Source organism: Bacillus cereus group sp. RP37, assembly GCF_040459695.1.
Lineage (GTDB): Bacteria > Bacillota > Bacilli > Bacillales > Bacillaceae_G > Bacillus_A.
Genome location: NZ_JARVHP010000001.1, coordinates 4,867,501 through 4,882,647, shown reverse-complemented (window position 1 = coordinate 4,882,647; position 15,147 = coordinate 4,867,501). Strand labels below are relative to the sequence as shown.

Below are 15,147 nucleotides of genomic sequence, written 5' to 3'. Positions count from 1 at the left end.
TTTGTCCTATTAGAGGGGGGATTATGTGCAAGGCATAAAAAGATATTTGCAATTTGTTAAACCGTATCGATGGCTTATTGCTATTACGATTATGATTGGCCTAGTTAAATTCGGCATCCCGCTTATTATGCCGTGGTTATTAAAATATATTATCGATGATGTAATTCAAGGCGGAGGGTCACTTCAAGATAAAACGTCCCAATTAGTAACAGCCGTTGGAATTGCTTTTTTTATTTTTGCAGTATTAAGACCGCCAATTGAATATTATCGTCAATATTTCGCACAGCGTATCGCAAATACAATACTGTATGATTTGCGAAAGCATATTTTTGGTCATTTGCAAAAGTTGAGTTTACGCTATTATTCGAATACAAAAACAGGGGAGATTATTTCACGTGTCATTCATGATGTAGAACAAACGAAGGACTTTGTAATTACTGGTTTGATGAATGTTTGGTTAGATACGGCAACAATTGCTATTGCTATTATCGTTATGTTTTCTATGAATATAAAATTGACATTTGTTGCGCTTTTAATTTTACCTATTTATGTAGTGGCGGTGAAATATTTTTTCGGGCGTCTTCGAAAATTGACGAAAGAGCGTTCACAAGCGTTAGCAACGATGCAAGGATATTTACATGAACGTATTCAAGGGATGCAAGTGACACGTAGCTTTGCATTAGAAGAGTATGAGGGGAAGCAGTTTGAAAAAAGAAATAATGAATTTTTGACGAAAGCATTAACCCATACGAGTTGGACGGCGAGAACATTTTCGGCAGTAAATACGTTAACAGATTTAGGCCCGTTACTTGTGATTGGTTTTGCAGCATATGAAGTGATTCAGGGGCAGTTAACATTAGGGACTATGGTTGCCTTCGTTGGATATATGGATAGTTTGTATAGTCCGCTTCGCCGCCTTGTTAATTCATCTACAACATTAACGCAGTCTTTTGCATCGATGGATCGAGTATTTGAATTGTTAGATGAAAAATATGATATTGTCAATGTACCAAGTGCGGTACAAGTGAAAAAATTAAATGGTGAAGTGATATTTGATAATGTATCTTTTCGTTACAATTCGGATGAAAAAGAGATATTACATAACCTTTCGTTAACTATGTTACCAGGAGAGAAGGTAGCACTTGTAGGAGCGAGTGGGGGAGGGAAGTCATCTCTTGCTAGTTTAATCCCGCGTTTCTATGATGTTTCTTCAGGTGCAGTTTATGTAGATGGGATAGATGTAAGAAAGTATGATATGAGAAATTTACGTAGTCATATTGGAATTGTACTGCAAGATAATTTATTATTTAGCGATACAATCGGAGCTAATATTTTATATGGAAATCCGAAAGCTACAGAGGAAGAAGTGATTTCAGCTGCCAAAGCTGCACAAATTCACGATTTTATTATTGAGTTACCTGATGGTTATGATACTGTAGTTGGGGAACGTGGTGTGAAGTTATCCGGTGGACAAAGGCAACGTGTAGCGATTGCACGAGTGTTTCTAAAGAATCCATCATTACTTATATTAGATGAAGCAACGTCTGCTTTAGATTTAGAAAATGAACGATATATTCAACAGGCGCTTCAGACGTTAGCTGCTGATCGGACGACGATTATAATCGCACATCGATTGGCGACGATTACGCATGTTGATACGATTATTTACATTGAAGATGGTGAAATTAAAGAAACAGGTTCTCATGAAGAGTTAATGAAAAAAAGAGGATTTTATTACAATTTATATCAACTTCAACACATAACAGAAACAGCTCCTTTAGCGTAAAAGGAGCTGTTTTCTTTATTCGTCTTCTTTTTTATCGTCGATTTGGAGTTCTGCTTCTGGTTTATGGTATGTGTAGAAGCTATCCACAAGTAAATCTAAATGCTCTACTTCTTCACTATAGTTAATAATGGCAGAAATAAGAGGGAAGAGGTGTAGCCATGTTTTATACGCTTCCTCATCGTCTTTGTTTTGATAATCCATAAAGATATCAATTAATTCTTGTTTACCTGTTTCAACTTCATCAAGCATTTCAACGGATTGTTGTTTTTTTGCTTTACCAATAAATTTTAATAAAACTTGTTCATGATAATGCGTTAATGAATCAAGTTCGTTTTGGATAGATTCCTGAAATTCTTCTGGCATATAGCGCAGTTCATTTTCAGTACGATGTAATGATTTTAACGTACTTAAAGCACGGCTTGTCGTCGCTAACATTTGTCTGAATAAAACGAGCTTACGAATTTTTGCGAACTTTACTTTTTTCGTGTAGCTTCTTTCTTCTTTATACAGCAAATAGTAATGGTTTAGTTTGATCATTTTTTCTTTCATACGATCAATATCAGTTTTTAGCGTTGTAAAATCAGAAGCTTGCCTGCTATTCATTCGAATCCATTTTACAATTTCTTCTGTATTATCAACGATACGATGATATAGCTTTGTTTCGTATTTTGGCGGCATAAACACTAAATTTACAAGTGAAGCTGCAATAATCCCAATCATAATCGTCGCAAAGCGAAGTAAGGCAAAACTAAAGAAATCTTCGCCCTGATACTCCATAATGGCGATAACTGTTACTAAAGCAATTGATATTGTGTTCTCTAATCGTAATTGCAGTGTAAGAGCAATTACTAATATACATGTTAATCCAATAATAAAAGGATTATGTCCAAAAGCAGTAGCAAATACGATAGCGAATATCGCGCCAATGACGTTTGCTTGAATTTGTTCAAGTGCAGTTAAATACGAACGGTATACAGACGGTTGAACAGCGAAGATAGCTGAGATTCCCGCAAATACCGGACTCGGTAATTGAAGTAAAATACAAGCAAATAAAGCTAATGTGATGGCAATACCCGTTTTTAAAATGCGAGCACCAAGTTTCATACCCTTAATAAGATCCTTTCTCTTGTCATAATGAATGTACAACATGATACTATACATTCATTACAATATGTTAGCAAGTGATATTTTAGTGACGTTAATAAGAAATTAAGATTCATTTATAATTTTTCCTAATTTTTTTTAAACATCAATTTTTAGTAAAAAAACCTGCTGAATTTCAGCAGGTTTCAAATTGTTATTATAGATTACTATGAGAAGTGTACTTCGTCAATTTTTTCTTGAAAATGAAAATGAGGTATATCACTCTGTCGAGATAGATGGATCAGCCTGCTCTTTTTTCGGGATAATTTCAAAAAACTGGTGCTGCATATCATCGAGTAACGGTGTTAATAAAGCAACTTCCTCATATTGCTCATGCTCATTTAATACACGAATATAATCTAGCAATAACTCAGTCACATCTTGCACACCATTTTTACTAATTGATTGTAATGTAACATTTGCCCCTTTTGCGATTCTTCTTTTTAAGGCCTGTTCTGTTAAACCAAGGCTTGCATCATGACGTAAATAAACAACACCGCCAGTCATACCAGCACAGATCCATGGACCGGGATCCCCTAAAACAAGCGCTCGCCCATTTGTCATATATTCAAAAGCGAAACCTTTAATATTAGAGTATGCACCTATATTCCCTTGTTCTTTTTCACGGAGTGGCTTTGTTATTCGCCCTCCAATTATCATGTCTGCTCCAGAGAGGCGAATGCCAGCGCGAGCATCAGCGTTACCTTGAACGTATAGGGATCCTTTTTGTGCGCCGTATCCAAAACCTTTTCCGACAGAACCGTTATAATATATGCCGTCTTTTCCTTTTGCTTTCGTTATATAAATACCACCACCAAAGGAGGTTTTACCAATACCATCTTGTGCACCGCCATTTACGTGTATAAATAAGTTCTCACTATTGTAAGCGCCTAATCCATTTCCAGGAATAGAGCCATTCGTATACTTTAATGTAAGTGGTTCAAGTTTTGTGTCTTCATATAATTTACTACGAACGCGATAGCAAGATTCTAGACCACCCATAACGCGTTGCTCTACGCCGACGCCCACTAATTCTTTTGAGTGAGGGGAATGAACTGTTTCAAATTGTTTTTCCAGTACATATTCTGTTTTTGTAACAGATGGATGTTTTATCGTTTGTAGTAAATTACATAAGTTTAATGAATTTTTGCCTCGAACTTGCTCTAATAAATCGGAACGCCCAACAATGTCTTGTAAATTTGTATAACCAAGATTTCCTGTTAATCGTTTTAGTTCTACGCCAAAAGTGGTGAATAAATGTAATAATCCAGCAACGGCACTTTCTAATTCGCGCGGGACGAAGCGGCGTAATCCGTGTTCTTTCGCCTGAGCCTCAGACTCGATTTGTGTTGCGATGCCAACGTGACAAGTATCTAGGTGACATCCGCGGCAAGTTGTACAGCCGATTGCAATCATTGATAATGTGCCAAATCCGATGCGGTTTGCTCCAAGGAGCATGATTTTTAAGGCGTCATTTACACTTCGAATACCACCATCAGCCCAAATCTCTACGTTATGCCTCATATCGGCTTCTAGTAAAGCATTATGAGCAGCTTTAACCCCAATTTCTACAGGAAGGCCTACATGTTGCAATGCGTGAATGCGTGCAGCACCTGTACCACCATCAAATCCGCTAATGTTAATAAAATCAGCACCAGCTTTTGCGATACCGACAGCAATTGTTCCAATGTTAGGGACGACAGGGACTTTTACAGCTACTTTTGCAAGTTGATTAGCCGTTTTAATTTCTGTAATCATTTGAGCTAAATCTTCAATTGAATAAATATCATGGTTGTTAGAAGGTGAAATTAAATCTGAGCCAATTGTAGCATTACGTGCTTCAGCGATTTTGGCTGTTACTTTTGAACCTGGCAAATGTCCACCTTCACCAGGCTTTGCCCCTTGCCCGATTTTTATTTCAATTAAGTTTGATGAATTTAGTAGTTCGGCGTTTACGCCAAATCGTCCGGACGCAATTTGTTGTCCACGTGTATGTGGGTATTTTCCAATCATATCTTTAATTTCGCCGCCTTCACCGTTCAAACTAATCATATTTAGCTGATCGGCCGCTTCTGCATATGCACGAAAGGCAACTTCATTTTGAGAACCGAATGACATGGAACTAATAATAAATGGTAAATCATGATTGCGGATACCGATGGACACATCTTCAGTTGGGACTACCTGTTTTGTTTGTTTCGTTTGAATAAGGTGTCTAATTGCGATTGGGTTATTTTCTTCTAATTCACTTAACTTGTCACGGTAATCATCATAAGAGTTGCCTTTTGCGACATCGCCAATTGCTTTCCAAATTCGCGGAAATATGTGAAAAGATTTTCGCATTCTAATTTTAGGATTGTTATAATCATCCGCTCGCATTTGTGCATCTTCAGCAAGTGATTCAAGCGAAAAAGCTAAATCATTTGAACCGAAGAAATTCGTAATTTGTAATATATTTGCGATTTCCTCATGCAATCCGATAGAGGAATAGAGACGACCGTAACCACGCAATTCATGAATTCCAATTGTTGAAATGACTTTTTCCAGTCCTTTATTAAGAGCATTATACAAATTCATAATTGGTGTTTTTGTCCCATCATTGACGGTTGCAAATAATAAATATGGATTAATACTATCTGCTCCTAATCCATACAGTGTGACGATATCGTGTAAGGAGCGAAGGGCACCAGAACGTATAACGAGAGAACAGTTTCGGCGTAATTTATTTTCGCTTAATACTTGATGTACTTTAGCGGTAACTAAATGCGGATCAATCCATAACCGTTCATTTAGATGAGCGTTGGCATCGTCTATTAATAGTAGGGAAGCCCCATCGTTCACGGCTGTTATCGCTTCAGAACTAATTCGATTTAAGGCGCATTGTAAAGTTTCTGTCGGACTGAACGTAGCAGAAATTGTAGCGATAGAGCTATGAGTATTGAATAGCTGTATAAGTTGTTCGTACGTAATTGTGTGTAATTCCTCTGTGATAGATTGTGCTACACTTCCTTCTAAAATAATTGGAGAAAGCATCTCAACTACAAATGGCTGTTTAGCACCACTTAATAAACTTGGGCGCTCTCCAAGTATCGTTCGTGTGGAGAAGTGTTCGACCTCTCGATCGCGATCGATTGCTGGATTTGTAACAACGGCTACACTTTCCTTAATGAAGTCAGCGATATTTCGTCTATCAGTATCGAGTGCAGCAAGTGGTGAATCATGCCCCAGTGAGCGAATTGGCTCAACGCCTTTTGTTGCCATCTGTTCAAGAAGCTGAATATGTTCTCGGTCCCATCCGAAAGCAACGTATTGTTTTGTTTCAACTTGGACAGAATCACATAATCCCTGAATTTCTTCTGTTTTAGGGATAGATAAATTTAAATGATAATCTTTAGTATCAATTCGCTCTTTAAAACGGTTGTATACTTGGGTTTGGTATTTGTCATATTCATAAAGAACAAGTTCATCTCGTTCATTCCATTTTAATCCGACCTTTTCTCCAGGAGCGAGTGGTTTTGGTTCGGCTACATATTCAGTTGGTGATACAACTCCAGGTTCAGAAGAGAAAATATAAGAACTCTCTGTTTCCACTTTCCATACTGGTCGCAGTCCAAGGGAGTCGACACTGAAAACAGCTTCATCTTTATAACGTGAAATAATGCCAGCTGGCCCTTGTGCGAAATGCCCCCATGCTTCACGTATATACGTATATAAATCTTGTAAATGCGGTTCATAAAGTTTAATTTCATTAATAATTGGTGGGAATAGTATATCCATTGCTTCAAATAAACTGTAGTCGTATTGAACAAGTAGAGTTTCTAAGGTGCGGTTTAAATCTTGGGAGTCACTGCCCCCAGCAGTAAGTGGAACATGAATCATGTCAGCTTGATCGCGTAATTTTGCAATTGTGTTAATTTCACCATTATGTCCAAGGATGCTAAATGGTTGTACACGAAAAAAATTAGATAATGTATTAGTAGAATAACGGTTATGTCCTAGCGTCATAGTTGAAGCGATAAGTGGGTGTTGTAAATCGTTGTAATAGGCAACAAGTGTATCGCCAGCACCTAGAACTTTATATACAACATGATTACGACTTAATGAAGCAACATGAATCGCTTCGTTTTCCTCTATTTTTATCGTTACAGAAAATAATGTTCGCTCAATATTTTGAACTTCATTTTCTGCGATAAGGGCAACTTGCCAAAATAAAGGTTCTTCTTGTTTACCAAGTGGGCCGAGTGCATCGGAATTTATTACATCATCACTTTCAAAAATAATAGTGAAATTTTCGTTATTTAATTGCATACGAATATAATTTTTTAAAGTAGCAATATTTTCTTTTTTATTTAGAAAAAAATGTCCAACGATAAAGTGGGGATGATCCACAATCGTTGGATTGTATCCGTTATTTTTCAGCTTCTCATTCCAAAGTGCTTTTGGGACATCAACGTGAATTCCGATACCATCTCCTTCACCATTAATGAAACCAGCTCTATGATTCATTTTGACGAGTGATTGTATGCAAAGATCAATGTTCTCTTTCGTAGCAATTTTTCGTTTCTCCATAACGGAAACGATTCCACACGCATCATGTTCTGCATTTCTATAATCTCGAAATAAAGACGGTGTCCATGTATTTGTTTTATTGAGCATCCGTCAATCCCCCCTCTTATTAAAGTTTGAATAATCTTACTATTTAAGGCATGAACAGCCTTGTATACAAAGATAGTAAGGATATAAAAGAAAAATAAAACAGATAATTATGAATAATTATACTATTAATAAGGGATTTATGAAATAGAAAAAAGGAAAAAAGAAAGATGTGCTTTCTTTTTTCCTTTTCATTATAGGGATTATTTATTATCTGCTAAAGCAGCAAATGCTCTACCTACAGCTTCAATTGTATATTCAATATCTTCTTTTGTATGTTCTGTCGTTAAGAACCATGCCTCATATTTAGAAGGTGCTAAGTTAATACCTTCTTGAAGCATAAGCTTGAAGAATCTACCGAACATTTCACCATCTGTATCTTGTGCTGCATCGTAATCTTCAATTGTATTTGTTGTGAAGTATACAGTTAAAGCACCTTTTAGACGGTTTAATGTAATATCGATATTATGTTTTGCTGCTTGCTCTAAAATTCCTTTTTCAAGCATTGCACCAAGTTCATCTAATTTCTCATAAAGCCCTTCTTGTTGAAGAACTTCTAGACAAGCAATACCAGATGCCATAGAAGCAGGATTTCCTGCCATTGTACCAGCTTGATATGCAGGTCCTAGCGGGGCAACTTGTTCCATAATTTCTTTCTTACCACCGTAAGCACCGATTGGAAGTCCGCCGCCAATAACTTTACCAAGCGCTGTTAAGTCTGGGGTTACGCCAAGTAAGTCTTGAGCACCACCGTACATAAAGCGGAAAGCAGTAATAACTTCGTCGTAAATTACTAGTGCACCAGCTTCGTGAACAAGTTCATTTACTTTTTCAAGGAATCCTGGTTTAGGCTCTACAATACCGAAGTTTCCAACGATTGGTTCTACAAGGATAGCTGCTACTTCATGTCCCCATTTATCTAGTGCTTCTTTTAAAGTTTCTACATTATTAAATGGAACGGTAATAACTTCTTGAGCGATACTTTGTGGTACACCGGCTGAGTCAGGAGTTCCTAGCGTAGAAGGACCAGATCCAGCTGCTACAAGTACTAAATCAGAATGACCGTGGTAACAACCAGCAAATTTCATAATTTTTGTGCGGCCTGTGTAAGCACGAGCGACACGAATTGTTGTCATTACTGATTCAGTACCAGAGTTTACGAAGCGGACTTTATCTAATGCAGGCATTGCTTCTTTTAACATTTTTGCAAATTTTACTTCTAGCGCTGTTGGTGTTCCGTAAAGTACACCATTTTCAGCAGCTGTTGTAATTGCTTTTGTGATGTGCGGGTGAGCATGTCCAGTAATAATAGGACCGTATGCTGCTAAATAATCGATATATTTATTTCCGTCTACATCCCAGAAATAAGCACCTTTTCCGCGTTCCATAGCAACAGGAGCGCCGCCGCCAACTGCTTTAAAAGAACGAGAAGGACTATTAACGCCGCCAACGATATGTTCTAACGCTTCTTTATGTAATGCTTCTGATTTTGTGAATTTCACTACAATTCATCTCCTTACAAAAATCTATGTATTATTCTAACATGTTTTTCGAAAAGACGTATTGTTTGTGATAGAGAAGGCAGTTGGGTAAACTATTCGTTGTGACATTTAGGAAGGGGGTCCGATTATGAAATCGGTAATTGAGGTACAAGGGTTACGTAAAGAATTTACAGCCTATTCAAGTCGTCCGGGTTTAAAGGGTGCATTTCGCGATTTATTAAATCGTAATTATAAAATAGTACCAGCAGTAAATGATGTATCGTTTACTGTAAAACAAGGTGAAATGGTTGGGTATATTGGTGAGAACGGTGCCGGTAAATCAACGACAATTAAAATGCTTACTGGAATTTTGACTCCGACATCAGGAGAAATTTTAGTAAACGGGATGAATCCACATAAGCAGAGAGAAGAATTTGTAAGAACAATTGGTGTTGTTTTTGGGCAACGCTCACAGCTTTGGTGGGATATTGCTGTACAAGAATCGTTTCGTTTATTAAAAAAAGTGTACGGTGTATCAGACGCTCAGTATAAAGAGCATATGGAGCACGTGATTGAAACGTTAGATATTGGTCCTTTATTAGATAAGCCAGTTCGAAAGTTATCTCTAGGTCAAAGAATGCGTTGTGAATTAGCGGCAGCATTAATTCATAATCCGCCGTTATTATTTTTAGATGAACCAACCATTGGGTTAGATGTACTTGTGAAATTGAAAATACGTGAATTTTTAAAAGAAATGAATGAACGTTATAAAACAACAATTTTATTAACAACCCATGATATTACTGATATTGAAGCTTTATGTGAGCGCGTTATCATGCTGGATGAAGGAAATATTATGTATGACGGTTCTTTAAATAATCTTCGTATGCAGTGGGGAGCAGAGAAGGAAATACATTTTCAATTTATTGCACCAGTTTCCTATCAGGCTTTATCAATGGTTATGCCAGATAGTCATGTCGTTTGGTCGAAAGCGAAAGAGGAAAACGCGTGGGTTGCAAAAATACCGAATGAAGAAGTTATCATTTCAATGCTTATTTCTAAAGTAGTACAAGCCTTTCAAATTAAAGATTTAAAAATTAACGAAGTGTCTACAGAGGAAATTATTCGTAACATTTATGAAGAAGGTATTAAACATGGGTAAGTACATTGAAATGATTCGGATTCGCTTTTTAATGATGCTTGCGTATCGTACAAACTATTATAGCGGGATTTTAATTTATACAATTAATATCGGTGCGTATTATTTTTTGTGGCAAGCAATTTATAGTGGAAAAGAGAATATTGAAAGTTTATCTATTTCGCAAATGACTACGTATATTGCAATTGCGTGGATGGCACGTGCCTTTTATTTTAATAATATAGACAGGGAAATTGCGATGGAGATTCAAGAAGGACGTGTAGCGGTAGAACTGATTCGTCCATATAACTATTTAGGCATGAAAGTGATGCAAGGTCTTGGTGAAGGAATATTTCGTTTTGCCTTCTTTTCAATTCCAGGCATGGTTATCGTTACCTTATTATTTTCATTGCAAATTACAACGAATTTTCAAACGTGGTTATATTTCTTCTTATCTTTAATATTTAGTTTTATTATTAATACACAAATTAATTTAATGACGGGAATGCTCACGTTCTTCCTATTTAATAATAGTGGAATTATGTATGCAAAACGTGTTGTTATTGATTTATTTTCAGGTCTATTATTACCAATTAGTTTTTATCCGTTATGGGCCCAGAAGGCAATGGTATTTTTACCGTTTCAGGCCATTAGTTATATTCCGAGTATGATTTTTTCAGAAGGTATACAAGGAAGTAAATTGTATGAGGCATTATTATTCCAAGTAATTTGGGCAATTGTACTTATTATTCCAATTGTACTCATGTGGAGAACGGCGAGAAAACGTCTAATTGTACAGGGGGGATGATGAGATGATATATATAAACCTATTTTTGCAATATGCAAGCCAATATATAAAAACAAAATTGGAGTATCGGGGCGATTTTATCGTTGGATTACTTTCTGATTTATCACTACAGGCTGTTAATTTAATCTTTATTCTCGTTGTATTTGGACATACACAAGCATTAAAAGGCTGGAGTAGAGAAGAAGTAATCTTTATTTATGGTTTCTTTTTAGTACCGTTTGCCATTTTCTCGGCTTTCTTTAACATATGGGACTTTAATGATCGTTACATTATTAAAGGGGAAATGGACCGTATATTAACGAGACCGATTCATAGTTTATTTCAAATTATATTAGAAAGAATGGAACTTGAATCTTTAATTGGAGCGATTACAGGAATGATTGTAATGGGCTACGCAGCTGTGGAGTTACAATTATCTTTTTACTGGTACGATTTCTTCTTATTCTTACTGATGGTAGGTGGAGGAGCACTTGTATATGGAGGGATATTTGTTACGCTTGCGAGTCTTGGTTTTTGGTCGGATGCGAAAAGTTCAATTATGCCGCTAATGTATAACATAGGTAACTATGGTCGCTATCCTGTGAATATTTATAACCGTGTGATTCGCTTCATTTTAACGTTTGTTTTACCATTTGCGTTTGTCGGAGTGTATCCGGCAGCATACTTTTTAAGAAAAACAGAGTGGAATAGCTATGCATTTGCAACACCATTCGTTGGTGTTATCTGTTTTACGATTGCAATTACTCTTTGGAATCAAGGGGTAAAAAGGTACCGTGGTGCTGGGAATTAATTATAGAAGCTTGTTTGTTTCTAAGGGATAAATCCAATGGCCGTCTCATACATATAAAATGAGGTGGAGGACATGTTATGGGGATTTATTCTATTACTTGCAGCGATAGCTATTTTGAAGAGTGTCCAATTGTTATGGAGTTCCTATTCAGATTCAACGCGTTTTTTTTCGCTGTATAATTTAGCCACATTATTTTTGATTTATACAACTGTACTAATTGCGTTTGGATTAAGTTACGTTGTATTAGAGGAAATGGGTTTTGCAGTTTTGAAAGAGGATGGAGAAAGCTTGAACGCTCACTCTTTTCAACTTGTAGAAATTTGTTTATATTTTAGCGCGGTTACTTTATTGTCTGTTGGATATGGTGATATATCTCCGATTGGAATTGGGAGATGGATTGCAATTGCGGAAGCGCTAATTGGATATACATTACCGTTTGCTTTTGTGATGAGGTCTGTAATAGACAATGAAAAATAGGATAGCATTTGATATAGTAAAAGAAAAGAGTAGGAGTGATAACAATGATCACAGTAGGAGAAATGGCTCCAGAATTTACATTAGAGGGAAGTAACGGGGAACAAATTCGCTTAGCTGATTTTCGTGGTAAAAATGTAGTTCTATATTTTTATCCGAAAGATATGACTCCAGGGTGTACAACCGAAGCGTGTGATTTCCGTGATGCTTATGGATTATTTCAAGAGAAGGATACGGTTATTCTTGGAGTGAGTCCGGATCCGGCAAATAGACATTTGAAATTTATTGAGAAGCATGAACTTCCATTTACACTTTTAGTAGACGAGGATCATAAAGTAGCAGAATTATACGATGTTTGGAAGTTGAAAAAGAACTTTGGGAAAGAGTACATGGGAATCGAGCGTTCTACATTCCTTATTAATAAAGATGGTGAGCTTGTAAAAGAATGGCGTAAAGTGAAAGTGAAGGGACATATTGAAGATGTTCTTTCTTATATAAAGTAAATCTATGGTGGAGATAAAATATGTAAAAGTAAGGCAAGTGTCTATACATATTTTACTGTGTTACATAAAGTGAAGTGTAGGGCATACCTCCTCAGATGATAGTATTCCAAGTGCGATTATGTCGCACTTTTTTTCTATGTAAATGTATAGGAAATGGGGAAAGATACATAAGAATAAGGCTATATACAAAAATAAACCACATACTTATAGTAGAAATATTGACGATTTATAAGAAAAGGAGTACACTCTTTATAAGAATTATAAAATAATAATCCGTATAGAATCGGGGTGCATGACGGTGGTCAAAGAAGAATTAAAAGAAGCGCTAGAAATGCTGAAAAATACGGGTGTACGCATTACTCCACAGCGTCATGCTATTTTAGAGTACCTTGTGGAATCAATGACGCACCCAACAGCGGATGACATTTATAAAGCATTAGAAGGTAAGTTTCCAAATATGAGTGTTGCAACTGTCTATAATAACTTACGTGTGTTTAAAGAGGTTGGACTTGTAAAGGAATTAACTTATGGAGACGCTTCAAGTAGATTTGATTATGTTACAAGTCAACATTATCATGTGATTTGCGAAAAATGTGGTAAGATTGTTGATTTTCCTTATGGGGGCTTGGAACAGCTTGAAGAAGAAGCTGCGAAAACGACAGGCTTCGTTATTAATAGCCATCGCTTAGAAATTTATGGCGTTTGTCCAGAGTGTCATAAGGCGTAATATATAATAAAGAAAGAGGCTGACGGCTTTACGTCGACCTCTTTCTTTATTATATATGGGAATTACGTTAGGTTCAGGAGGATTTAAAATGTTAAGTGAAGAACCTAACTTAATTAAGGACAAATATAAAAGGTGATTTCTTGGTTAAGAAATCACCTTTTTAATAATTTGAAACCTCTTTAGTTTTTGTAAGGATACATTTTACTCGCTGTCCTCATATATACTTATGATTTATAGCTCTTCTTATTATATTTCTCATCAAATTCTTTTCCTTCTAGATTCCGATCCATTGTTAAAGGTTGATTGCAATGCATACATGCGTCGACACGACCGAGCATTTTTGTTGGCTTATCGCAGCTTGGACAAATAATTTGTACAGTTTTAGTAGATAACATGCCAATCCAAAAGTAAACAACAGTACTAGCGATAACAGCTAAAAAGCCAACCATCATAAATGTTGTCATAATAATAATGTTTTCACGGAAAAAGACTCCTAAATATGCAATGAAGAGGCCGATAAATACTAAACTTAATGCAAAGGTCCGGATTTTATTGATTTTGTTTGAATACTTAATGCTCATTTGCATCACACTCCTATAACAATAATATAACATAAAATTTAGAATTTTCACTCGTTCATAAATGTGATAAAGCGATGAGATATGAAATGTGGAGTATGATGAAGAATGACGGGAGGCTATAATGGTTTTTAGAACATGTTTTTAAACTTTTAACGGGATGTGAAATTTTTTTATAAAAAGTATTGACCCTTTATATACTGCATGATATATTAATAACCGTCGCTGATGCGGAAATGCAGAAAACGACAAAAAAGAAATTGAAAAACTTAGTTGACATCGAAAAACGAAGATGTTAACATAAGGAAGTCGCAAATGAGCGACCAAGTAGTTCTTTGAAAACTGAACGAAACAAACAACGTGAAACGTCAATTTTTATTTTTAGATGCTAGACAAACTAACTTTATTGGAGAGTTTGATCCTGGCTCAGGATGAACGCTGGCGGCGTGCCTAATACATGCAAGTCGAGCGAATGGATTGAGAGCTTGCTCTCAAGAAGTTAGCGGCGGACGGGTGAGTAACACGTGGGTAACCTGCCCATAAGACTGGGATAACTCCGGGAAACCGGGGCTAATACCGGATAACATTTTGAACTGCATGGTTCGAAATTGAAAGGCGGCTTCGGCTGTCACTTATGGATGGACCCGCGTCGCATTAGCTAGTTGGTGAGGTAACGGCTCACCAAGGCAACGATGCGTAGCCGACCTGAGAGGGTGATCGGCCACACTGGGACTGAGACACGGCCCAGACTCCTACGGGAGGCAGCAGTAGGGAATCTTCCGCAATGGACGAAAGTCTGACGGAGCAACGCCGCGTGAGTGATGAAGGCTTTCGGGTCGTAAAACTCTGTTGTTAGGGAAGAACAAGTGCTAGTTGAATAAGCTGGCACCTTGACGGTACCTAACCAGAAAGCCACGGCTAACTACGTGCCAGCAGCCGCGGTAATACGTAGGTGGCAAGCGTTATCCGGAATTATTGGGCGTAAAGCGCGCGCAGGTGGTTTCTTAAGTCTGATGTGAAAGCCCACGGCTCAACCGTGGAGGGTCATTGGAAACTGGGAGACTTG

11 protein-coding genes and 1 rRNA gene (1 of these 12 only partly in view) are annotated in these 15,147 nt (G+C 36.9%); 8 read left to right on the top strand and 4 right to left on the bottom strand.

Features of this window, described 5'->3' with window-relative positions:
* Positions 1-25 precede the first annotated feature (25 nt).
* On the top strand, positions 26-1,786 hold the full coding sequence (locus QCI44_RS25720) for an ABC transporter ATP-binding protein (protein ID WP_016089414.1): 1,761 nt from the start codon (positions 26-28) through the stop codon (positions 1,784-1,786).
* A 15-nt stretch (positions 1,787-1,801) separates the two neighbouring features.
* Here QCI44_RS25720 and QCI44_RS25715 read toward each other — a convergent pair whose 3' ends face one another.
* From QCI44_RS25715 to hemL, 3 genes are all read right to left on the bottom strand, one after another.
* The gene (locus tag QCI44_RS25715) at positions 1,802-2,890 is read right to left on the bottom strand and encodes an aromatic acid exporter family protein (RefSeq protein ID WP_016089413.1); all 1,089 of its coding nucleotides are present in this window, start codon (positions 2,888-2,890) and stop codon (positions 1,802-1,804) included.
* Positions 2,891-3,148: 258 nt separating this feature from the next.
* Complete coding sequence (locus tag QCI44_RS25710) at positions 3,149-7,585, bottom strand: glutamate synthase-related protein (protein ID WP_016089412.1); 4,437 nt, start codon at positions 7,583-7,585, stop codon at positions 3,149-3,151.
* A gap of 200 nt (positions 7,586-7,785) precedes the next feature.
* Complete coding sequence (gene hemL / locus QCI44_RS25705; protein WP_016089411.1) at positions 7,786-9,084, bottom strand: glutamate-1-semialdehyde-2,1-aminomutase; 1,299 nt, start codon at positions 9,082-9,084, stop codon at positions 7,786-7,788.
* A gap of 127 nt (positions 9,085-9,211) precedes the next feature.
* Here hemL and QCI44_RS25700 point away from each other — a divergent pair, with 127 nt between their 5' ends.
* The 6 genes from QCI44_RS25700 (at position 9,212) to perR (ending at position 13,503) form a co-directional block, all read left to right on the top strand.
* A complete protein-coding gene (locus QCI44_RS25700; RefSeq protein ID WP_016089410.1) occupies positions 9,212-10,225 on the top strand; it encodes an ABC transporter ATP-binding protein in 1,014 nt (337 codons plus the stop codon).
* Complete coding sequence (locus QCI44_RS25695) at positions 10,218-11,009, top strand: ABC transporter permease (RefSeq protein ID WP_000521523.1); 792 nt, start codon at positions 10,218-10,220, stop codon at positions 11,007-11,009. Before QCI44_RS25700 ends, QCI44_RS25695 begins: the two co-directional genes overlap by 8 nt.
* 4 nt (positions 11,010-11,013) lie before the next feature.
* Positions 11,014-11,799 carry an ABC transporter permease gene (locus QCI44_RS25690; protein WP_016089409.1) on the top strand — a complete coding sequence of 262 codons (786 nt, stop codon included), beginning with the start codon at positions 11,014-11,016 and terminating at the stop codon, positions 11,797-11,799.
* Positions 11,800-11,871: 72 nt separating this feature from the next.
* Positions 11,872-12,276 carry a potassium channel family protein gene (locus QCI44_RS25685; protein ID WP_016133560.1) on the top strand — a complete coding sequence of 135 codons (405 nt, stop codon included), beginning with the start codon at positions 11,872-11,874 and terminating at the stop codon, positions 12,274-12,276.
* Between the two features lie 44 nt (positions 12,277-12,320).
* Positions 12,321-12,776 carry a thioredoxin-dependent thiol peroxidase gene (gene bcp / locus QCI44_RS25680; protein WP_016089407.1) on the top strand — a complete coding sequence of 152 codons (456 nt, stop codon included), beginning with the start codon at positions 12,321-12,323 and terminating at the stop codon, positions 12,774-12,776.
* Between the two features lie 298 nt (positions 12,777-13,074).
* Positions 13,075-13,503, top strand: a complete 429-nt coding sequence (gene perR, locus QCI44_RS25675) for a peroxide-responsive transcriptional repressor PerR (RefSeq protein ID WP_000237831.1) — start codon at positions 13,075-13,077, stop codon at positions 13,501-13,503.
* 224 nt (positions 13,504-13,727) lie between these two features.
* Here perR and QCI44_RS25670 read toward each other — a convergent pair whose 3' ends face one another.
* Positions 13,728-14,084, bottom strand: a complete 357-nt coding sequence (locus QCI44_RS25670; RefSeq protein ID WP_000025063.1) for a YgzB family protein — start codon at positions 14,082-14,084, stop codon at positions 13,728-13,730.
* A gap of 400 nt (positions 14,085-14,484) precedes the next feature.
* Between QCI44_RS25670 and QCI44_RS25665 the strand changes: the two genes are divergently transcribed.
* A 16S ribosomal RNA gene (locus QCI44_RS25665) occupies positions 14,485-15,147 on the top strand; it runs 889 nt beyond the window's last position.